Origin of the sequence: Comamonas sp. SY3, assembly GCF_041730275.1 — a bacterium.
Taxonomy (GTDB): Bacteria; Pseudomonadota; Gammaproteobacteria; order Burkholderiales; family Burkholderiaceae_C; genus Comamonas; species Comamonas sediminis.
Window position 1 is genome coordinate 207,964 of record NZ_JBGTYN010000005.1, and the last position, 19,163, is coordinate 227,126.

Genomic DNA, 19,163 nt, shown 5'->3' on the forward strand with positions numbered 1-19,163 from the left:
TGGAGAACAGGGGAGTGCTAATTCCGTGGGCCATGGCGGCAGTAAGGACGGTCACCCATTGTCCGCACAATATGAACAATTGTGAGTCAGCCGGTGGCTCTATACGGCGTAGGAGTCACCTAGGCGGCTCCCGGGCTGGACATGGTCATGGGTACGGTGTAGAGCACGGCGTGCAACGCGAAAGCCCGCTGGCAGGGCCAGCGGGCTTCAGACAACGCAGAGGATTGTCAGCTCATTGCGATAAGAAAGCCGATGCTTGCGAGAAGCCGTTCATGCCAACTTGAACCGGATGGAGGGGAATGCATGAACTCGGCAGGAAACGGAAGGGGAGGTTGGAGAACCTCACGCAGACGTTCAGCGCACGAACATCTCAGGGCCGTGCGCTACAGGCCAAACTGCGCATAGCCAATGCTTTATCTGCATCGCGCAGTGCGCAGGTCTGCGAGCGCGTCTACGTTGCCAACTGCTTGGCGTTCTGGAGGGCGGCCAGACGGCGGTATTTTTCGAAGGTCTTGCTGATGTCCGTGGACACGGCGGGAACATAGCGGTTTTGCTTCTCACCACGCTGCGCGACTAAGGGTCGGGTTGGCATGGTCAGCATCGGAAATGATGGCTGGTGTTGCATGACGAACTCCTTTCTTCGATGGCTCCATCATCTGCGCTCAAACGGGGGCGCAGTGTAGGCCTCGTCTGAGGAATGTCAAAAGGTTTTAGCTGACTGCCTGTAGTGCTTTTGCCATTGCAGCCATCGCGGCCGTCCCGGTTACCGCCAGTGTCTGGTCTACGGTGAGCAAAAAAACGCCCGCATGAGCGGGCGTGCAGGAAGAGGAATGCCGAGCCATCACTGCTGCGACTGCTGGCGCTGGCGCTCGCGTTCGGCATCGCCCCCGTCCTGGTGCTCGCGCTCCTGGTGCTCGGGGGGGAGCCTCAGTTTGTCCTGCATCTTGGCTTCATCCTCGGGCTTTTCGCCATTGGGGCTTTGGAATCCTTGCTGTCGGTTGGTCATCGCTGATCTCCTCATCGGTACACGCAGCTGTCAAGGCTGCAAGACCAGCTTAGGCGCGAAGGGGACTGCGCGGTGTAGTCGCTGTTCTCGCATGGTCGTAGTGCGGCGAATGCGCCGCAACTGCCTCAACTTCCTCAACTCCCTGCGTGCATGCGGGATGGGCTGTCCGCACAGCCGCCCTCAGTCACTTTGCGCTAGGTGAAGGAGGCTGCCTGTCCAGCAGCACGAGTTCGCCGTCCACTTCGATGGCGTTATGCGCCAAGGATTTTTGCAACGGCATCCCCAATACCCGTTGTTCCCAGAAATCCGGGATGCTGGGTGTCCAGGATGCTCCCAACGTTGGGTCGTTGATCAGCGTTTGAAGGCCTGCCTCGGTGAGATGGAGCCGGTGAGGAGTGCGCCCGCTTTTCAAGACCTGAAGGAAAGCCGATTCAATCGTGTCGTACAAGCTCATAGCAGTGGTTGGATGAATAAGGTGATAGGCCCTGTAATTAGTGCGGAAGAAATGGTAGCGCAGTTCCCAACGCTGTGAAAAGCGGGGTGGAGGCACGTGTAACGCAGGCGCGGGGAAATGGCCGGCAATGGATGCCTTGCCACGGCGCGCACGGCGTGCGCCTTATCGGCGATCTGCAATAATGTCAGATGCGCAGCCCCTCTAAGCCGATGGCAGGCGATGGCCATCGAGGGACCCTCTGCATATTTCCCTGCCCGGGCCGCGCGGCCTCAGGTAATCGCCAGGTGGTCTCTGTTGTCAATGACCGGCTATGGACTGCAAAAGACGCGTTGCCTGCCATGCCGGTCTGCGTCCTTCGCAGGGGGCGAGGATTTTGCAGACTCCCTGGCGCATGGCGAAGGGAGTAGGCGCGATAGGCCGACTCCAGTGCATAAAGCCGCCTGAAGAGGCAGGTCCCGAAAAGGTCCGGCCGGCGTTGCGGTACCTTATTTGAATCGGCGGGTTAATAGCATGTTTTATTTTTTAAATAACCACGGAGAATTTTGTAGCGAGCGGGCTCGGATGGCCATAGCCCAGGCGCTGTCGGCAGTGGCTCAAAAAAGCCGGCGCTGTCGGGGCCGGCGATAGGTCATTTACTGGGAGGGCTTGCTTTTATTGTCGGAAACAGCAGTGGCGTCTGTGGTGGTGGTGCTGCTGCGGTTGCGGCTGCCGCGCCAGCGGTTGAAGTCATCGGAAAATGTCTGATAACGCTCACCACGCCAGGCTTCATAATCGCTGTCCAGATTCGCGATCTGCTCCTGGCGCCACTGGTGATAATCCTGGTCATGCTGGGAATACTGCCGGCCTGGCGCGTCCTGGCCTGGGCCGTAGGCCGAGTGGGCCCCAGATAGATGGCGGCTCCCGGAGAAGCTGCCTTCGTCGCTGCTGCCCTCGCCGGAGCTGCGGCGCATGCCATATTGGGGATAGACATCGTCGGGCTGCGCGATGGAAGGATCAGCGGCCCCGCTGCGCCAGTCCGGCGATGCTGAGAATCGCCCCCCGTTCTCCCGCCTTTCATACTCGGCATTCCAGCCCCGGTTGTCGCCCCAGCCTTGCTCCCGGTAGCTGCGGTCCTGTGCCTGGCTGGACCTATAAGGCCCAAAGCTGCCGCGCTCGGCGTCGCCGCTATCGTTTGTCGCGGTGCCATGTCGGCCCTGGCTGGGATCCGCATATCCACTATCGCCGTCCGAGTGCCTGATGTCAGATCCTCCATGGGGGTCATCCCGGCCATGTCCCTGCTTGTCAAAATACCTGGTGCTCATCGGTGTGCTCCTGTTGTCGACCGCTCGGTCGGTCATTCCAATTTATGGCTCCTGACCATCCCGGTTTGTAGGGCATGTCTTGTGTAGTCGTAGGCGTTCGAGGGGCGGAGAAGGCATACCAACGCTCATTACTGGTGAGGGTGCGTTTGGGAATTGAACGACGGCGCCCTTTATTCAATAAATTTACTTATAGATACGATTTAACGGCGAACTATCGAAGCTTGCCCTGTTTCGGCAGCGCTCCCTAGAGCGAACCGCGATCCAGCTGGCGTTTCAATGAAGGCGTATGGGACCGTACGGAGCGGGGTGTTGGTGGTTACCTGCGGTCCGTTTCCAAATGCCTGCCGACGGGTGTGGATTTTTGTTCTGGCAACAAATGCTGTTCTCTCATCGCTCAACAGAAGCAGCCGTGGACCAGGATGCTTGGTACCCGGCGCCAACGCCCTGTAACTGGCGATACCGCGCAAAGTGGGCGCAGCGATGGTGAATGCCCGGCGTTAATGCCTGGCCTGCGCCCGAATACCGCGAAGGTATTTTCAGTGCGCTGCGCGCGACCTATACGTTTGTATATTTTGTCAATACCTTTTTCAAGTTTCAGCCGAGAAATGCCGTGAGGCCTGCGGCCGATCCCATGGTTTACACCTATTTTTCCATAGCATTTGCAGTATTCCTGCTACAAGACCGTTAAATGAATTGTATTTGGAGCCAGGCTGGTTAGAATATTAATAATGCCCATTAATTATTTAAACATCAAAATTGATAGATGTTTTAAATGATTAGCGCCGCATGTGCGTGCAAAGGCACGCTGCCATTTGATTTTTCGGTGAGTGACTTCTAACCATTTGAGGTTTCCGATGAAAAGAACTATTGGTGTTTTTAATGTGCCTTTAGGGTCGAGATGGCTGGTGCTATGGGTATTGCTGGTTTGTGCATGGTCTGCACGGGCGCAGACCTGTGACCTGGGCGGCAACAGCGCTGCCTCGGGGCAGACGTTTCCACTCGTGGGCTATAACAGCACCGCATCGGTGACGATGAGCACGGCCTCCACGTTCAACAACGGCGGCACCGTGACATTTCAAAATATCCAGGGCCTGGAGAGATCGGTCACGACACCGGCCTTTTTGCGAGCCACCGGCAACACGGTGCTCAGCTATACGTTTTCCCCTCCGGTGCCTGCCAATCGCATAGCGCTGTTCATTTTTGACATCGGCATTGCGTCGACACCCACCTATACGCCGAGCATGACTCTGGCCGTGACCGGCGGGGCCAGCCCCAGCCATTTCTCCTTGTCGACGATGTCGGCCGGTGGTGGTGCACCGTATGATGTCTTCAATTACAACCCCGCAACGGGTGTGATCTCGCGAGGCAACCCGTCGCCGACCGTCAGAGAATCGGGTGCCGTTGTCGGTAACTCCAGCAGTCTCGTCTCCAGCCTGACACTGACGACTTCCGGCCTGGCCAACGGTGATCTGGTAGGTTATGGATTGGCCTCGATACCGACCTGCGTCACGACAAGCAAAGTGAGCTACGGGGCAACCGGCAATTTTGCGTTTGCCCATACCAACCTCTCGTCGCCCACAGCGTCGCTGACGACCACGGCTGTCAACACGCCCGTCACCAGCGCCCCCGCTTACGTTCCCAATCCCACATTGCCGGTCAGCATCGCGGAAACGCTGCCCGCGTCTCCACCGGGTTGGCGCCTGGCAACGGCATCCTGCACCGATGCCAACAGCGCCATCACCGGCAACACCGGCCTGTTGGGCAGCCGCACAGGCAATACCATTTCCCTGCCAGCCAGCGTGCTCCATCCCGCTGCCAACATCAGTTGCCAGATGGCCAATTCGCTGCTGCTCGCAGCGGACGACACCCAGACCACCTTGATGGATGTGCCAGTCAACGGGACGGCTTCGATCTTCGCCAACGATACCGGGACCAATGTGGCCTTGGTCGGTCTGAACGGCGCTGCCTGCACCGCCTTTCCCTGTGTGCGCAATCTGGCGGGCGGAACGCTGTCGGTCAGCGCGGCGGGCGACTACGGCTTTGTACCAGCGGCTGGCTTCACGGGGGTGGTCACCGTACCGTACCAAATCACCGATGCAGCCGGACTGACGGCGAATGCCAACATCATCATCACGGTGACGCCGGCGCCCCGGCTGGGCCTGGCGAAATCCAGCAACGGGCCCTGGGCCGTGCAGCAGAGCGGGGCGCTTTATACATTGAGCGTCAGCAACACCGGAACGGCGCCCACCTCGGGCCTGGTGACCGTGCGTGACAGCCTGCCAGCAGGTATTTCTGCGACTGCAGGCACCTACGGCGGCTGGAACTGTGCGGTCAGCGGCCAGGCGGTCAGCTGCACCAGCAGCGCGCCGATTGCGGTTGGTGCGGTCTCTGCGATTGCCCTGCCGGTGACGGTGGGCGCCGCCGCGGTGCCCGGTGTGGCCAACAGTGCCACCGTGGGCGGCGGCGGAGACCCGGCCAACGGCGGCAATGCGCCGGAACCCGGCAGTTGCAGCGCCGGCGATCCACGCTGCGCCAGCACCAGTACGGCAGTGGCCGTGCAGGCCGATCTGGGCATCACCAAATCGGCCAGTCCCAGTGGCAGCTATCTGCCCGGGCAAGCCCTCAACTACCAGATCGTCGTCAGCAACGCCGGCCCCAGCGATGCCAATGGCGTCACGGTGACCGACAATGTGCCGGCCAATGTGGCAGTCAGCAGCTGGAGCTGCACGCCGGTGGCCAACTGCGGAGCCAGCAGCAGCGGCACCGGCAACGCCATCAGCTTGACGGGCGTCAACCTGGCCAGCGGCCAGAGCGTGACGGTGAATGTCAGCGGCGTGGCGCAGCTGAGCGCCACCGGTGACATCGTCAACAGCGCCTCGGTCACGCCCCCGGCCGGGGTGGGCTGCAGCGTGCTGCCTTGCGCGAAGACGAGCACCACCACCAACACCAACAGCGGCGCGCCAGCGCTACGTATCCAGAAATCGGCAACCCCTGCGGCCTTTGCCGTTGGCCAGCCCGGCACCTACTCGATTCTGGTGGGCAATAGCGGCACCAGCAGCACGGTGGGCCCCATCACCGTCAATGACACGATGCCCGCCGGTGTAAGCATCAACCTGCCTGTTACCGCAACGGGCTGGGATTGCAGTGCCAGCTCGTCCAGCCAATTGGCCTGTACCACCAATGCGGTGTTGCTGCCGGGCTCCAACGCCCCGGTCATCAATGCACCGGTCAGCGTGGCCAATGGCACATCCGCTTTGGTCAGCAATTCTGCGACTGTCTCCGGCGGTGGCGCCAGTTGTACGACTGGTTGCCAAAGCACGGTCAATACCAGCGTCAACACGCCCCGACTGGATGTCGTCAAAACCCTCAGCAGCCCGTTTGTCGTGGGCGTTGCCAGCCAGTATGTGATCACGGCCACCAACAACGGCCAGGCACCCACCTTGGCCGGCACCATCACCGACGATATCCCGGCCGGCTTGGCCATCGGCAACCTGCCTGCAGCCTGCACGGCCGCAGGCCAGACCGTGACTTGCCAGGTCCCTGCTGGCATTGCCACCGGCGGCGCGGTCAGCTTCACGATTCCCGTGACGCCCCAGCCCAGTGCCATTGGCCAAAGCCTGGTCAACACCGCGCAGGCCGATGCCAATACCGGCGACCCCAGCTGCCCGGCTGAGGCGCACTGCAGCGGCACCACCGACAACCCCGTCACCGCCCCGCAGCTGAGCTTGACCAAGCAAAGCTCCGTCGGTGCCTTCACCGTTGGTGTGCCTGCCCAGTACGTGCTGACCTTGAGCAACACCGGCACGGCTGCCACCACAGAGGCAGCGGTGGTGACCGACACCATGCCGGCGGGGCTGACCATCGATACGGCCAGCCTTCCTGCCGCTTGCACGCAAGCGCCAGCGGGCAGCCAAACGCTGGTCTGCACGGCAGCGGCCGGCTTGGCCAGCGGTGCCAGCACCAGCTTCACCATCGGTGTGACGGCGCAAAACGCAGTCAACGGCCAATCGGTCAGCAACCAGGCGACCGCTACCGGCGGCGGCGATCCGCTGTGCGCAGCAGGCACAGCTGCGGCTGACCTGCCCGCACGCTGCAAGCCCCAGTCCACCACCGCAGTGGATGCGCCCCAGCTCACGCTGGCCAAAACGGCCGGTAGCCTGTCGGTCGGTGTCCCTTCGAGCTACACCTTGACGGTGACCAACACCGGTACCGCGCCCACCAACGCGCCCATCACGGTGACCGACCTGGTGCCATCGAGCATGACCCTGGGCACCTTGCCCGCAGGCTGCACCGCCGCCGGCCAGCAAGTGAACTGCGTGAGCGCCGCGAGCCTGGCGGCCGGATCGAGCATCAGCTTTGTGCTGCCCGTCACCCCCCAGGCGAGCGCATCACCGAGCGTGAGCAACTCAGCGAGCGTGCAAGGCGGCGGTGACCCCACTTGCCCCACGACGGACAACTGCAAGGTCACCAACACCACGGCCGTCGATGCGCCCAGCCTGCAGCTGAGCAAGACCGACAACGGCCCCTGGGTGGTTGGCCAGGCAGGCGCCCAGTACACGTTGACCGTTGCCAACACCAACGCCAGCGTGGGCACGGTGGGCCCCATCACCGTGCGCGACAGCATGCCAGCGGGCATCACCCCGGCAGCGGGCACCTACGGCAACTGGGTCTGCACCGTCAGCGGCCAGGAGGTGAGCTGCACCAGCGCGGCCAGCATTGCCGGCGGCGCCAGCGATGCGGTCAACCTGCCTGTCACCGTGACAGCTGCAGCCATCGGTGGTGCGACGGGCGGTGTCACCAACCACGCGTCGGCAGCCGGTGGTGGCGATCCGTACAACGGCGGAGCAGCACCGCAGCCGGGTGCCGCCTGCACGGATGCATCGCATTGCACCAGCAAGCTCACTTCCGTCAGCACCGCTGCAGCGCTCAGCATCGCGAAGGCGCTGACCCAGGTCAATGGCGCAGCATCGCCCGCCGGCTACCAGGCGCAGCCCGGCGATACCCTTACCTACACCATCACCGTGACCAACAGTGGCGGTACGCCGGGGCAGGTCACATTGACAGAGACGGTCTCGGCGGGCACCAGCTATACCGGTACGGCAGAAGGCTGGAGCGCGGGCGAATGCACGACCGCAGGCACCAGCTGCACGCAAACGGTCCAGGTGGCAGCCGCATCGAGTGCCGTGGTGGGCTTCACGGTACTGGTGGATACGCCACTGGCGCAGGCGGCGATCAGCAATGCCATTACCAGCGATCTGCCAGGCGCTTGCGGGGCGGACTGCACGGTGAGCACCTCCGCGGCCTCTGCCAATGTGGTGGTAGCGACGCAGCCGCCGGTCACTGTGGCCGTGGGCAGCCCTGTCACCGTTGTCAGCAGCTGTACCAACCAAGGCCCTGCGGCGGCGCGCAATGCGGACTGCGTGGTCTCTGGCGTGCCCGCTGATGCCACCAATGTGAGCACGGTATGCACGGTCGACGGCACGCCAGTGACCACCCCGGTGGCCAATCTGGCAAGTGGCGCGGCCATCAGCTGCACGACCACCTTCACGCCGGCAAGTCCCGGCGTGGTGAGCATCACCACCGCTGGCCGGAGCAACAGCTATGACCCCGACAGCAGCAACAATACCGCCTCCACGGGGGTGAACGTCAGCCTGACACCGCCTGCGTTGGCACTGAGCAAGACCAGTGCCGGGTCGGTGGTCGGTGGTGAAAGCCTCAGCTACACCTTGACGGTGACCAACAGTGGCCAGACCGACGCTGCTGCAGGCGTGCTGGTTTATGACCAGCTGCCAGCGGGCATGGTGGCTACGGCGGCCACCGGCGGCGTCTGCACACCGTTGGGCAGCGCTGGTGCCTTGCTCAGCTGCGCCGTGGGCAGCCCGGTGGCGGCCAACGGTGGCACCGCAGCGATAGTGCTGACTGCCACTGCGCCCGATGTGGAAGGCAATCTGACCAACTACGCCTCGGTGGACCCTGCTGGCGGCACGCCGGCCGTGCCGGGTCCTGGCTGCGCGGGAGCGAACTGCGCCAGCGCCACGACAGCCGTCAGCGCCCAGCCGGGGCTGGTGCTGCGCAAGACCAACAACGCGAGCAGCGTGACCGCGGGCAGCACGGTGACCTATACCGTCAGTATTTCGAACCCCGGCAGTGTGGCGGTCAGTGGATTGCGCTGGTCGGACACCCCGGGCAGCGGACTGAGCGATGTGGCGGTCACCGGGCAAACGGGTGATGACAAGGGCTCCGACCCGGGCGCCTGCACGGGCCTGACCTGCAGTGCCATCAGCGTGGCTGCCGGTGGCCAGGTGAGCTATACCGTGCGCGCCAAGGTCAACGGCGCCGCCGGTGGCACTGCCGCCAACAGTGCCGTGCTGGAGGGTGGCCGCTGCACGGTGGATGCCCCCTGTACGGCCACCGACAGCGATGCCATCGTCTCTGGTGAGGTGATCCCGGTGCCTCTGGGTTCAGACGCGGCCCTGGTGCTGCTGGCGCTGCTTTTGCTGGCAGGGGGCTGGACCCAACTGCCCGCCCGAGCCAGGCGGCGCTGATATCGCTGGGCCTGGCGCCTGGCCTGGCACTGGGCGCCAGTCCCGCCAGAAGGCGGAAAGAGCTAAAAAACAGCAGGCCACCGTAGAGGTGGCCTGTTGATGTCTGCTTCTTGTTTTCAGCGCGTCGCTGGTGCCTGGGGCGGCAGGTTCAAAAGGGCAGGCTGGCGCGTTCAGCGCAGCGCCTGCGCCGGATGGAGCCGGATGGCACCGGCAAAGCCATGTTCGACGCGCGAGAAAGGACGGCCGCTCGTCAGAACGCGCGGCCGTGCCGTCCAGGCGATATGGGCGCCCAGTGCTTCCAGCCTGTCCACCAGCGCCTGGTCTTCGCCGCATTCGCGGGCATCAAAACCCCCGGCCTGCAGGTAACAGCTGGCAGACAGCGCGAGATTGGCGCCGTGCACATGCCGGTGCCCTTCGCGGTCCTGGTAGCTGGCTTCGAAGCGGCTGCGCGCGGCCTGGGCCTGCAGCCCATGGGCGGCCCAGCTGTCGACCTCGACCGTGCCGCAGACGACATCGGCGCCCAGCGAAAGTTGCGCTGCGAGCCAGTCGGGTGCGACACAGGTGTCCGCGTCGGTGAACGCCAGCCAGCGGGCCTGGTGGTGCAGCAGATGGCGGGCGCCTGCGGCCCGGGCACCGCCGACGTTGTGTGCGTCCACCGACAAGGCGACGACCGGCCATTTCGCCACCAGCGCAGCGGTGCCGTCCGTGCAGCTGTCGAGCACGACCACCACCTTGACGGCCTCGCCGCCCAGGTCGGGGTGCGCGGCCGCCGTCAGGACGCTGTGCAGGCAGGCCTCCACCAGGTCCTCTTCGTCATGTGCAGGTATACAGATGCCAATCATGGTGTGCCCTCTAGAGTTTTTCCCAGACGTCCAGCAAGAAATCGGGTTCACGGTGCTCAACCAGGCTGCGCAGCGCGGTATTGGCGCCCATCTGCGCATGCAGCGTGTCTGCGGCCTGTAACAGGTCAGCGGCCTCGTGGCGCCAGTGGCACATCAGCCAATGGCCACCGGGCGCCAGCGATTGCAGGCAGCGCTCGCTGAAAAGCCCCAGCTCCGAGTCGCTGAGGTAATAAGCCAGTTCGGACACCACCAGCAGGTCAAAGCCGCCTTCTGGCACCTGCGGCCACTGCCGGGGCACCTCCAGCTTTTGCAGATGCAGGTCCCGCCGGCTTTCGCGCTGGATGCGCGCATTGCACAGCAGGATCGCGGACTCGGAGAAGTCGGCGGCGACCAGCTGGTCGCAGCGCTCCAGCAGCGCTATCGTCATTTCACCATTGCCGCAGCCTGGCTCGAACGCGTGGCGGTAGCGCTCGCGCGGAAGCGCAGCCAGCAGCAACTGCCGTTTGCGCCGCTCGTACCACGCGGTTTGCACGTTCCAGGGATCCGCACAGGCCTGGTACAACGCCTCAAAATGCTGGCGCTGGCTCATCGCAGTACCACCTCGAAGTTGCGCAGCAGGCGCGCCGTGGCCCAGCGGGGCAGGATGGCAGGCCGGCCGGTCGACGGATCGGGCAGAAGCTGGGTGCGGAAGCAGGACACGGCCAGACATTTACGGTCCAGCTGCTCAGCGCTGAGCGGAATACGCACGGCCTGCTGCCAGGGCACCCGCACATCGCCAGGGCTGGCCCAGTGCCAGGTCCAGATCGGCACCTCGAACCGGCGGCTGCCGACTTCCTGGGCCGCCGCAGCGCAGGCCTCGCCGGTCGCCTCGTGGTCAGGGTGGCCGTCGTAGCGCCAGGGGCAGAACACCGCATCGGTCGGCCGCAGCAGTTGCTGCAGGCGCGACTCGAGCTGGGGCTGGTGGTCCTGCACCTGGCCGTCGGGAATGCGCAGGTGGATGATCTGGCTGCCGGGGCATAGCAGCGCCAGTGCCTGCGCGCTTTCCCGCTCGCGGGCCTGGGCCAGCTGGTCGGGCGTCCACAGGCGCGAACCTGGGTGGCTGGCCTCGCCGGAGGTGACGGCGATCACCGTGCAGGGCAATCCGCTATCGGCACAGTGCTGCATGATGCCGGCGGTCGCCAGGATTTCATCATCGGGATGGGGGGAGACGATGACCACCCGCTGGCAGCCTTGCAGCAGACCGGACAAGGGATCGTCGGCCAGCGGTGCCTGGGCCAGCCAGGGCTGCCACTGCAGTTCAGGTGTGCCTTCGCCGAAAATCTCACGGGATATCAGAGCTTCCATGGAAGGGTGTCTTTCTGTTCGGTAATGGATTGGCCCAGCGCTGCCAGATCGCGCTCGGCATGGCTTTGGCGGATGAAGATCGGCAGATCGGCAAGCAGCAGCGCCAGCTGGCGGTCCTTGCACAGCGGCCCCGGGCCCAGCGCGCGTGGCACACGCCGCAACACCTGCTGCGCCGCCGACTCGGCCGCCAGACGGCTGCGATTGACCTCCAGGTGCCAGCCCTGGTCAGGACGGGTGTCGATGCGGGCGGCAGTGGCGCGCAGCAGCGCAGCGGTACTGCTGAGTGCGACATCGACCGCACCGAGGTGCGCCAGCGCATGCGGGTCTTCGCTGGTGCAGGCGCTGGCAAGCAGGTAGTCGGCGATGCGGGTGCTGGCGCCATACCAGCAGGCCGCAACGCCGGCGCCCCCATGGGTGAAACCGGGGCGGGCCAGGTAGTCGCCGGGCTTGCCGACCAGCGTGCCGGATGCGTTCTTCAAGCGCACATCGACGCTGGCGCTGGCGGCCATGCCGACGGCCTCCCAGCCATCGCCGGTAACCTCGACCCCCGGCTGGTCCAGCGCCACCGCCACCAGGCAGCGTTTCGCGCCGGGAAGCCAGGCGGTGATCAACGCATGGTCCACACTGCGTGCGCCGGAGCACCAGGCCTTGGTGCCCGACAACTGGACCGGGCTTCCGGGATCGAGGCGATGCACAGTGTTCAGCGGCGTTGCTTGCACCTGGTTGCCGGGCGGCTCTGCGCCCCATACGGCCCAGGTCTGGTTGCCCGCCAGGGCCGTGGCGCCCAGTTCAGCGAGAATCGCCAGCGCATCGGTATGGCCTTCATAGAGTTTGGCCAGGCTCAAATTGCAGGCGGCTACGCTCGCCAGCGCTTGCCAGCGGCTCAGTGTCTGGCCATGGCCGGGCAGCGGCAACTGGTCCAGCTGATGGTCGATCAGCGCACGCAGCTGGGCCATGGGTTCCGCCTGGGGCATGCGGTCCAAGAGGTCGGAGATATCGTCGGAATCAATCATTGTGAGGCCACCCCTTGCGGCACCGGACAGGGGCGCACAGCGGGGGCGGGGGCTGGAAACATGCACATCCATGTATCCTGCATGGCATACCGCGTGGACGTGGAAGGACGGCCCACCGACTCCTTGTCAGTGCCGGCTGACCGCGGTGGAATGGCGCTCGAAGGCGTAGCGCGCGGGAGGCGGCATGCCGAACGTCGTGGGCCGCGAAAGCGCTGCCAAAAAACGCTTGCACCACCAATGCACATCCTGGGCCTGGATGCGCGCCAGCAGCCGCCGGTGGCGGTCAAGGCGTTCGTCCAGCGGCATCTGCAGCGCCTGGTCGATGGTGTTGGCCGTCGTATGAATGTCGTAGGGGTTGACGAGCAGCGCTTCCTGCAGCTGCTCAGCCGCCCCGGCAAAGCGGGACAGCACCAGCACACCGGGGTCGTCCGGATCCTGGGCGGCGACAAACTCCTTGGCGACCAGGTTCATGCCGTCGCGCAACGGGGTGACCAGGCCGACAGCGGCGGCGCGGCACAGACCCGCCAGGTGGGCGCGGGTCAGCACCTGGTGGATGTAGCGTACCGGCATCCAGTCGAGCTCACCGAAGTCGCCATTGATGGCCCCGCACAAGGTCTCGAGCCGTGCCCTTATCTCCGCATAGGCCTGCACGCTTTCGCGGGTGGGCGAGCCGATCTGCACCAGCGTGGCACTGCGCCGGTGCTGGGGATGGCGGGCCAGCAGATCGCGGAAGGCGCAGATGCGCTCGGGCAGGCCCTTGGAGTAGTCGAGCCGGTCGATGCCGAGCACCAGCCGGCGCTGGCTGTATTCGCGTTGCATCGTCGCATGGACCTGCATCGCCTCGCTGGTCGTGGTCAGCGACGCAAAGGCCTGGGCATCGATGCCGATCGGGAACGACTCGCACCGGGTGCGTTTGCCAAAAGCCTGGAAGTGGCCGCCAGGCCGTGCCTGGCCGCGCGCCTGGTCAACCACATAGCTGCTGAAATGCCGCAGGTCCTGTTTGCTCTGCAGCCCCACCAGGTCATAGGTCATCAGGGACTGCATCAGCGCCTCGTGCTGCGGCAGCGCCATGAAGATGACCGGGGGCGGAAACGGAATGTGCAAAAAGAAGCCGATCCGCTGGCGGCATCCGAGCGCCCGCAACTCCGCTGCCAGGCCGATCAGGTGGTAGTCATGCACCCAGACCACGTCGTCCTCCTGAAGCAGCGGCAGCAGCTGCCGGGCGAACTGCTGGTTGACGCGGCGGTAGCCATCCCAGTAGCCCGCGTCGAAGGCCGCCAGATCGAGCCGGTTGTGGAACACCGGCCAGAGCATGTTGTTGCAGTAACCGGCGTAGTGGCTGTCATGGTCCTGGCGGCGCAGCTCGGTGGTGACCCGGGTCACGTCATGCCACTGTTCGCAGTGCATCTGCGGCGTGTCGCTGTCGGTGACGGCACCGCTCCACCCAAACCAGAGGCCGCCGTGGCGCTGCAGCGCCTCTTCCAGCGCCACCGCGAGCCCGCCCGGCGCAGTGTCATGCGGGTCTGCGACGCGGTTGGAGACAATGACCAGGCGGCTCATACGCGCGCCTCCAGGCTGCGCCGCGCAGTGAGCTGCGCACAGGCGGTATGCAGCCAGGCATGGACCTGGGGTACGCCGCCGAGCCGATAGCGGGCGCAGCTGGCGCCGGGCCCGACCTTGATGGCCACCCCTTGCTGCTGCTGGACCACTGAAAAACCGGTTTCATCCGTCACATCATCTCCTGCAAAGCAGGCCGTGCGGCCTGCAAATGGTGCCTCTTGCATGAACGCCGCAATGGCGGCGCCTTTGTTGATGCCTGCCGGCAGTGCCTCGATCACGCATTTGCCACGCACCAGCACCCAGTCGGGGCGGCCTGCGACGGCTCCCTCCAGCACCCGCAGGCATTGCGGCTCGAGGGTCGGATCGCGGCGGTAGTGCAGCGCCACACCGCTGGGTTTGGACTCCACCAACAACGCAGGGTGGCGGGCGGCCAGTTGCCAACAGGCAGTAGCGATGTGCTCCAGACCATCGCCCAATAGTTGGCTTTGCTGCCCATCTGCCCGTCTGCGCTCGGCACCATGGCTGCCTGCGCAGGGCAGGCGCAGCGGATGGACATACCGGTCAACGGCGGCAATCTCGCGGCCGGAGATGACCGCCACAGCGCCCCCGAGCACGGTCTGCAACTGCTGCAGCAACGGCACCAGACCCGGCGGCACGATGATGCTGTCGGGCGTCGCAGCCAGCGGTACCAAGGTGCCATCGAAGTCAAGGAAAAGCGCCATATCCGGCTGCGGATAGGGCGGCATCAGCGGGTCAGTGGGCATCACAGCCTTTTGCAACAGGTTCAGAAACGGAGCGAGGGGATATCAGGGATCCAATGGCTCGGGGCTCACGACCCGCTCCGATTCAGGGTCCTGCGGAATGTCGGGCTCGTTGTCCGGGGAGAAGGGCGGGTGGGGCGGGTCATCGCCGGGCTCGGGCGTCAGCGGCTCCTGCTCGGGATACGGTTCGCCGACGGGGTCCATCGATTCGTCTTCGGGGAAATTCCGGGGTTCGCCGGCGGGTTGGGCAGTGGCCATGGTGCGCTCCTCAAATCAAGGGTGGATGGTCCAACGGTCAGCGCCGCCACGGGCGGGGACCGCATGTCCTGTAGATTGACCCGGCCAGCGCCGCAGGTCTGTAGGATTTGTGCGCCCGCGCTTGGAGTCCTGCGGACGCGTTACTGCGCCGTGCAGCGTGGTGGCTGTGATGGCCTCGTACGGCTTGTGGGACCTCTCCGGCAGGCCCGTCGTCCCGCGTCTGCTGCGCAAGTTGTCATTTCCTCTCACAGGGTCCGGGGCCAGACGTTCACACTGGAGCGAACCACAGGAGGCAGGCATGAAGGACCAGCAAGGGAACGCTCCAACATCGACACGCACCATCTGGAAAGGCGCCATCAGCTTTGGGCTGGTGCATGTGCCGATCGGCCTGTACACGGCCACGCGCGACTCGGGCATCGACTTTGACTGGCTCGACAAGCGCTCGATGGAGCCGGTGGGCTACAAACGCATCAACAAGCGAACCGGCAAGGAGATCGCCAGCAGCGATATCGTCAAGGGCGTCGAGTATGAGGACGGACGCTATGTGATCCTGAGCGCTGAGGAGATCAGCGCGGCGTTTCCGAAGACGACGCAGACCATCGAGATCGAGGCCTTTGTCGATGCTGACGAGATTCCGCTGATCTACCTGGAGCGGCCCTATTACACGGCGCCGCTCAAGCGCGGCGAGAAGGTCTACGCGCTGTTGCGCGAAGCGCTGCGCAAGACCAACAAGGTGGGGGTGGCCAAGGTGGTGATCCAGACCAAGCAGCACCTGGCGGTGCTGGTGCCCTGCGGGCGGGCGCTGGTGTTGAACCTGCTGCGCTGGGGCGGCGATATCCGCTCGTTCGAACAGCTCGATCTGCCGCCGATGACTGCCAAGGCGGCGGGCATTTCCAGCGCCGAGATGGACATGGCGGTCGCGTTGATCGAGGACAAGGCCCAGCCCTGGAATGCCGATGACTTCCGCAACTCGTTCTCGGAGGAGATCCACAAGCTGATCGACGCCAAGGTCAAATCGGGCGATGTCGAAGAGGTCGCCAAGGTGGAGCAGAAGTCCGAGCTGTCGGCAGGCGCCGAGATTCTGGACCTGACGGCCTTGCTCAAGCGCAGCCTGGCCGGTGGAGCGGGCGCCAAGACCGCCGGGGATGCCAAGCCTGCGCCGGCGGCGTCCAAACCCAAGGCGGCGCCCGCGAAGAAGAAGGCAGCCACGGCCACTCAGTCCGCCAGTGCTGCAAGCAAAAGCCGGGCCGGCACTGCGAAGGCGTCCAAGACTTCCAAGACGGCCAAGGCTGCGCCAAGGCGCCGCAGCGCCTGAGCTGCTGGCAGGAGGATTTCAGCATGCCCAGCTCCTTGTCCAAATACCAGAGCAAGCGCAATTTCGCGGTCACGCCCGAGCCGGCCGAGGGCGGTGAACCGGTCGCCGGCCAGCTGCAGTTCGTCATCCAGAAACACTGGGCCAGCCATTTGCACTACGACCTGCGGCTGGAGCTCGACGGCGTGATGAAAAGCTGGGCGGTGCCCAAGGGGCCAAGCCTCGATCCCAGCCACAAGCGTATGGCTGTACAGGTGGAAGACCACCCAATCTCCTACAACCGTTTTGAAGGCCAGATTCCCGCAGGCAACTATGGCGCAGGCAAGGTCATCGTCTGGGACAAGGGCCTGTGGACGCCGCTGGCCGACCCGCTGGAGGGCTACCGCAAAGGCAAGCTGCACTTTGAGTTGCAGGGCCACAAGCTGCAAGGCCGCTGGACCCTCGTGCGCATGAAGGGCAAGGAGAGCGACCGGCAGCCGCCCTGGCTGCTGATCAAGGAGGCGGACGACTTTGCCCGCAGTGCAGAGGAGTTCGAGGTGGTCGAGGCCCAGCCTGACAGCGTGGCAGGCCTGGCGCCGCCGCTGTCGTCTGCCCAGGCCCCAGGGCGTGCAGCGCCCGCCGCTCCGGCAAAGCCCAAGGCCAAGGTGAAGGCGAAGGCGAGTACCAGGACCAAGACATCGCCGCTGCCCAAGACCTTGGAACCCCAGCTGGCCGTGCTGGTTGATGCCCCGCCTGCCGACGCCGAGCATTGGGCCTGGGAGCTCAAGTTTGACGGCTACCGCATGGTGGCGCGGAAAAAGGGTGCGCAGGTTCAGCTATGGACGCGCAATGGCAAGGACTGGACGGCGAAGATGCCCGGCCTGGCGCAAGCGCTGGGCCGGCTGCCCCTCGCCGATGCCTGGCTGGATGGGGAAGTGGTGGCACTCAATGCCCAGGGGCTGCCCGATTTTCAGCTGCTGCAAAATGCGTTCGATGGCAGCGCCCAGACCCCGCTGGTCTACTACCTGTTTGACCTGGCCTTTGCCGATAGCCAGGATCTGCGCGGCCAGCCCTGGCAGGCGCGGCGCGAGACCTTGCAGGCGGCGCTGCAGTCCAGCGAGGGGCTGGGCGACGCGATTCGCCTCAGTGAGGCTTTCGCAGGGGATGCGGCGCAGCTGCTGGCCTCGTCCTGCGCGTTGGGCATGGAGGGCATCATCGGCAAACGCAAGGATGCCGCCTACCACGCGGGACGCACGGCCGACTGGATCAAGCTCAAATGCCAGAAGCGGCAGGAGTTCGTCATTGGCGGCTACACCAGTCCCAAAGGATCGCGCACCGGGCTGGGCTCGCTGTTGCTGGGTGTGCATGATGGCCAAGGGCGGCTGGTCTATGCGGGCAACGTCGGCACCGGCTTCAATGAGGCCAGCCTGCGCGAGCTGACCCGGCAGCTCGAGCGCATCCAGGTGCGCGTCTGCCCCTTTGCAGATCCTGAGCGCATTGACTACCAGGCGCAGTGGGTCAAGCCTATGCTGGTCGCCGAAGTCGCGTTTGCCGGGTGGACGGCACAAGGCCGGGTGCGCCAGGCAGTTTTCCATGGCTTGCGGCAGGACAAGCCTGCGCGCCAGATCACCAGGGAGGAGAGTGCGACGATGCCCCCAACGCAAAAAGCAAAGCCTGCGCCCGCTGCAGCGATCGAGGTCAGCCACCCGGAGCGCGTGATGGACGCCTCCACCGGCGTGACCAAGCTGGACCTGGTGCGCTATTACGAGCGGGTCGGCTCGCTGATGATGCCGCACCTCAAAGGCCGGCCCACGTCGCTGATGCGCACGCCCGACGGCGTGGCGGGCGAGCATTTCTTCCAAAAGCATCTGCAGACGCGCGAGATGGAGGGAATCGTTCAGCTGCCCCACTCGCTGGATCCGGAGCATCCGCCGCTGCTGAGCATTGCCAGCATCCAGGGCCTGCTGCAGGCGGCACAGTTCAATGTGGTCGAGTTTCACACCTGGAATGCCCAGCGCGACAAGATCTTGCGGCCTGACCGCATGACCTTTGATCTGGACCCCGGCGAGGGCGTGCCCTGGTCTGCGGTGCAGGAGGGCGCCGAACTGGTGCGGGTGCTGCTGCAGGAGCTGGGGCTGCCTGCTTTCTTGAAGACCAGCGGCGGCAAGGGCCTGCATGTGGTGGTTCCGATCCAGCGGCGCCATGACTGGGACACCGTCAAGGGTTTCTCCAAGGCGATCGTGCAGCATCTGGCCGAGACCATCGCGCAGCGCTTTGTCGCGAAAAGCGGGCCCAGCAACCGCAAAGGCAAAATCTTTGTTGACTACCTGCGCAATGGCTGGGGCGCGACCACGGTCAGCGCCTGGTCGGCACGGGCGCGGTCAGGGATGGGGGTGTCGGTACCTATCGAATGGGCCGAGCTGGATCGGGTCTCGAGCGGCGCGCACTGGTCCATCACCTCGGTGGAAGAGCGTTTTCGCAAGGGCAATGCACCCTGGGATGGCTACAGCGCCGCAGCCGTATCGATCACCGCAGCGATGAAGCAGCTCGGCTATTCGGCCGAGCATTCCGCAGCCCAGCGCTAACGATGCCAGCGCGCGCCGAGCAGCCGGTCTTTCGGCTGTTGAATGGATATTGAAATGGCTATCCGTCAGTCAAATAACTGCGCAGCGCTTTCCGATGGGCCTGTAGGAATTTATGGGTTCTCTCTGTAATTTAGTGTTTTCTGACTAGAAATTCTTGGTAGTTTTGTTACAGTTTCTGCACCATAAAGCATTGGAGGCCAGAG

General features: G+C 64.5%; 14 protein-coding genes. 3 read left to right on the forward strand and 11 right to left on the reverse strand.

The window, feature by feature from the left end; translation table 11 throughout:
• Nucleotides 1-451 precede the first annotated feature (451 nt).
• From ACCQ08_RS09190 to ACCQ08_RS09205, 4 genes are all read right to left on the reverse strand, one after another.
• Nucleotides 452-625: a hypothetical protein gene (locus ACCQ08_RS09190; protein ID WP_158400602.1), complete on the reverse strand. Its 174-nt coding sequence runs from the start codon at nucleotides 623-625 to the stop codon at nucleotides 452-454.
• Between the two features lie 216 nt (nucleotides 626-841).
• Complete coding sequence (locus ACCQ08_RS09195; protein WP_312462310.1) at nucleotides 842-1,006, reverse strand: hypothetical protein; 165 nt, start codon at nucleotides 1,004-1,006, stop codon at nucleotides 842-844.
• A gap of 184 nt (nucleotides 1,007-1,190) precedes the next feature.
• Nucleotides 1,191-1,460 (reverse strand): hypothetical protein, encoded by a 270-nt coding sequence (locus ACCQ08_RS09200; RefSeq protein WP_239812464.1) that lies wholly within the window; start codon nucleotides 1,458-1,460, stop codon nucleotides 1,191-1,193.
• Nucleotides 1,461-2,092: 632 nt separating this feature from the next.
• Nucleotides 2,093-2,797: a hypothetical protein gene (locus ACCQ08_RS09205; RefSeq protein ID WP_373449591.1), complete on the reverse strand. Its 705-nt coding sequence runs from the start codon at nucleotides 2,795-2,797 to the stop codon at nucleotides 2,093-2,095.
• 995 nt (nucleotides 2,798-3,792) lie between these two features.
• Here ACCQ08_RS09205 and ACCQ08_RS09210 point away from each other — a divergent pair.
• On the forward strand, nucleotides 3,793-9,306 hold the full coding sequence (locus ACCQ08_RS09210) for an Ig-like domain-containing protein (protein WP_373449592.1): 5,514 nt from the start codon (nucleotides 3,793-3,795) through the stop codon (nucleotides 9,304-9,306).
• A 170-nt stretch (nucleotides 9,307-9,476) separates the two neighbouring features.
• Here the strand turns inward: ACCQ08_RS09210 and ACCQ08_RS09215 are convergent, their stop codons facing one another.
• From ACCQ08_RS09215 to ACCQ08_RS09245, 7 genes are all read right to left on the reverse strand, one after another.
• Nucleotides 9,477-10,148 carry a glycosyltransferase family 2 protein gene (locus ACCQ08_RS09215; RefSeq protein ID WP_373449593.1) on the reverse strand — a complete coding sequence of 224 codons (672 nt, stop codon included), beginning with the start codon at nucleotides 10,146-10,148 and terminating at the stop codon, nucleotides 9,477-9,479.
• 10 nt (nucleotides 10,149-10,158) lie between these two features.
• Nucleotides 10,159-10,737 carry a class I SAM-dependent methyltransferase gene (locus tag ACCQ08_RS09220; protein ID WP_312526755.1) on the reverse strand — a complete coding sequence of 193 codons (579 nt, stop codon included), beginning with the start codon at nucleotides 10,735-10,737 and terminating at the stop codon, nucleotides 10,159-10,161.
• Nucleotides 10,734-11,492, reverse strand: coding sequence for a PIG-L deacetylase family protein (locus tag ACCQ08_RS09225; protein ID WP_239812458.1), 759 nt, complete (start codon nucleotides 11,490-11,492; stop codon nucleotides 10,734-10,736). Before ACCQ08_RS09225 ends, ACCQ08_RS09220 begins: the two co-directional genes overlap by 4 nt.
• Nucleotides 11,480-12,505, reverse strand: coding sequence for an acyl-CoA dehydrogenase (locus ACCQ08_RS09230; protein ID WP_373449594.1), 1,026 nt, complete (start codon nucleotides 12,503-12,505; stop codon nucleotides 11,480-11,482). Before ACCQ08_RS09230 ends, ACCQ08_RS09225 begins: the two co-directional genes overlap by 13 nt.
• 126 nt (nucleotides 12,506-12,631) lie before the next feature.
• Nucleotides 12,632-14,065, reverse strand: coding sequence for a trehalose-6-phosphate synthase (locus ACCQ08_RS09235; RefSeq protein WP_373449595.1), 1,434 nt, complete (start codon nucleotides 14,063-14,065; stop codon nucleotides 12,632-12,634).
• The gene (gene otsB, locus ACCQ08_RS09240; RefSeq protein WP_373449596.1) at nucleotides 14,062-14,829 is read right to left on the reverse strand and encodes a trehalose-phosphatase; all 768 of its coding nucleotides are present in this window, start codon (nucleotides 14,827-14,829) and stop codon (nucleotides 14,062-14,064) included. Before otsB ends, ACCQ08_RS09235 begins: the two co-directional genes overlap by 4 nt.
• 42 nt (nucleotides 14,830-14,871) lie before the next feature.
• Entirely contained in the window at nucleotides 14,872-15,084 is a 213-nt protein-coding gene (locus ACCQ08_RS09245) for a hypothetical protein (RefSeq protein ID WP_373449597.1), read from the reverse strand.
• 298 nt (nucleotides 15,085-15,382) lie between these two features.
• Here ACCQ08_RS09245 and ACCQ08_RS09250 point away from each other — a divergent pair, with 298 nt between their 5' ends.
• Both ACCQ08_RS09250 and ligD read left to right on the forward strand, forming a co-directional pair.
• On the forward strand, nucleotides 15,383-16,399 hold the full coding sequence (locus ACCQ08_RS09250) for a Ku protein (protein WP_373449598.1): 1,017 nt from the start codon (nucleotides 15,383-15,385) through the stop codon (nucleotides 16,397-16,399).
• Between the two features lie 23 nt (nucleotides 16,400-16,422).
• Nucleotides 16,423-18,960, forward strand: coding sequence for a DNA ligase D (gene ligD, locus ACCQ08_RS09255; protein ID WP_373449599.1), 2,538 nt, complete (start codon nucleotides 16,423-16,425; stop codon nucleotides 18,958-18,960).
• Nucleotides 18,961-19,163: the final 203 nt, after the last annotated feature.

What these genes read in the sequence shown, in the direction of transcription:
- ligD (WP_373449599.1), top strand. Translation starts at nt 16,423, where the DNA reads ATGCCCAGCTCCTTGTCCAAATACCAGAGCAAGCGCAATTTCGCGGTC.
- ACCQ08_RS09250 (WP_373449598.1), top strand. Translation starts at nt 15,383, where the DNA reads ATGAAGGACCAGCAAGGGAACGCTCCAACATCGACACGCACCATCTGG.
- otsB (WP_373449596.1), bottom strand. Translation starts at nt 14,829, where the DNA reads ATGCCCACTGACCCGCTGATGCCGCCCTATCCGCAGCCGGATATGGCG.
- ACCQ08_RS09205 (WP_373449591.1), bottom strand. Translation starts at nt 2,797, where the DNA reads ATGACCGACCGAGCGGTCGACAACAGGAGCACACCGATGAGCACCAGG.
- ACCQ08_RS09245 (WP_373449597.1), bottom strand. Translation starts at nt 15,084, where the DNA reads ATGGCCACTGCCCAACCCGCCGGCGAACCCCGGAATTTCCCCGAAGAC.
- ACCQ08_RS09195 (WP_312462310.1), bottom strand. Translation starts at nt 1,006, where the DNA reads ATGACCAACCGACAGCAAGGATTCCAAAGCCCCAATGGCGAAAAGCCC.
- ACCQ08_RS09215 (WP_373449593.1), bottom strand. Translation starts at nt 10,148, where the DNA reads ATGATTGGCATCTGTATACCTGCACATGACGAAGAGGACCTGGTGGAG.
- ACCQ08_RS09210 (WP_373449592.1), top strand. Translation starts at nt 3,793, where the DNA reads ATGAGCACGGCCTCCACGTTCAACAACGGCGGCACCGTGACATTTCAA.
- ACCQ08_RS09235 (WP_373449595.1), bottom strand. Translation starts at nt 14,065, where the DNA reads ATGAGCCGCCTGGTCATTGTCTCCAACCGCGTCGCAGACCCGCATGAC.
- ACCQ08_RS09200 (WP_239812464.1), bottom strand. Translation starts at nt 1,460, where the DNA reads ATGAGCTTGTACGACACGATTGAATCGGCTTTCCTTCAGGTCTTGAAA.
- ACCQ08_RS09220 (WP_312526755.1), bottom strand. Translation starts at nt 10,737, where the DNA reads ATGAGCCAGCGCCAGCATTTTGAGGCGTTGTACCAGGCCTGTGCGGAT.
- ACCQ08_RS09230 (WP_373449594.1), bottom strand. Translation starts at nt 12,505, where the DNA reads ATGATTGATTCCGACGATATCTCCGACCTCTTGGACCGCATGCCCCAG.
- ACCQ08_RS09225 (WP_239812458.1), bottom strand. Translation starts at nt 11,492, where the DNA reads ATGGAAGCTCTGATATCCCGTGAGATTTTCGGCGAAGGCACACCTGAA.
- ACCQ08_RS09190 (WP_158400602.1), bottom strand. Translation starts at nt 625, where the DNA reads ATGCAACACCAGCCATCATTTCCGATGCTGACCATGCCAACCCGACCC.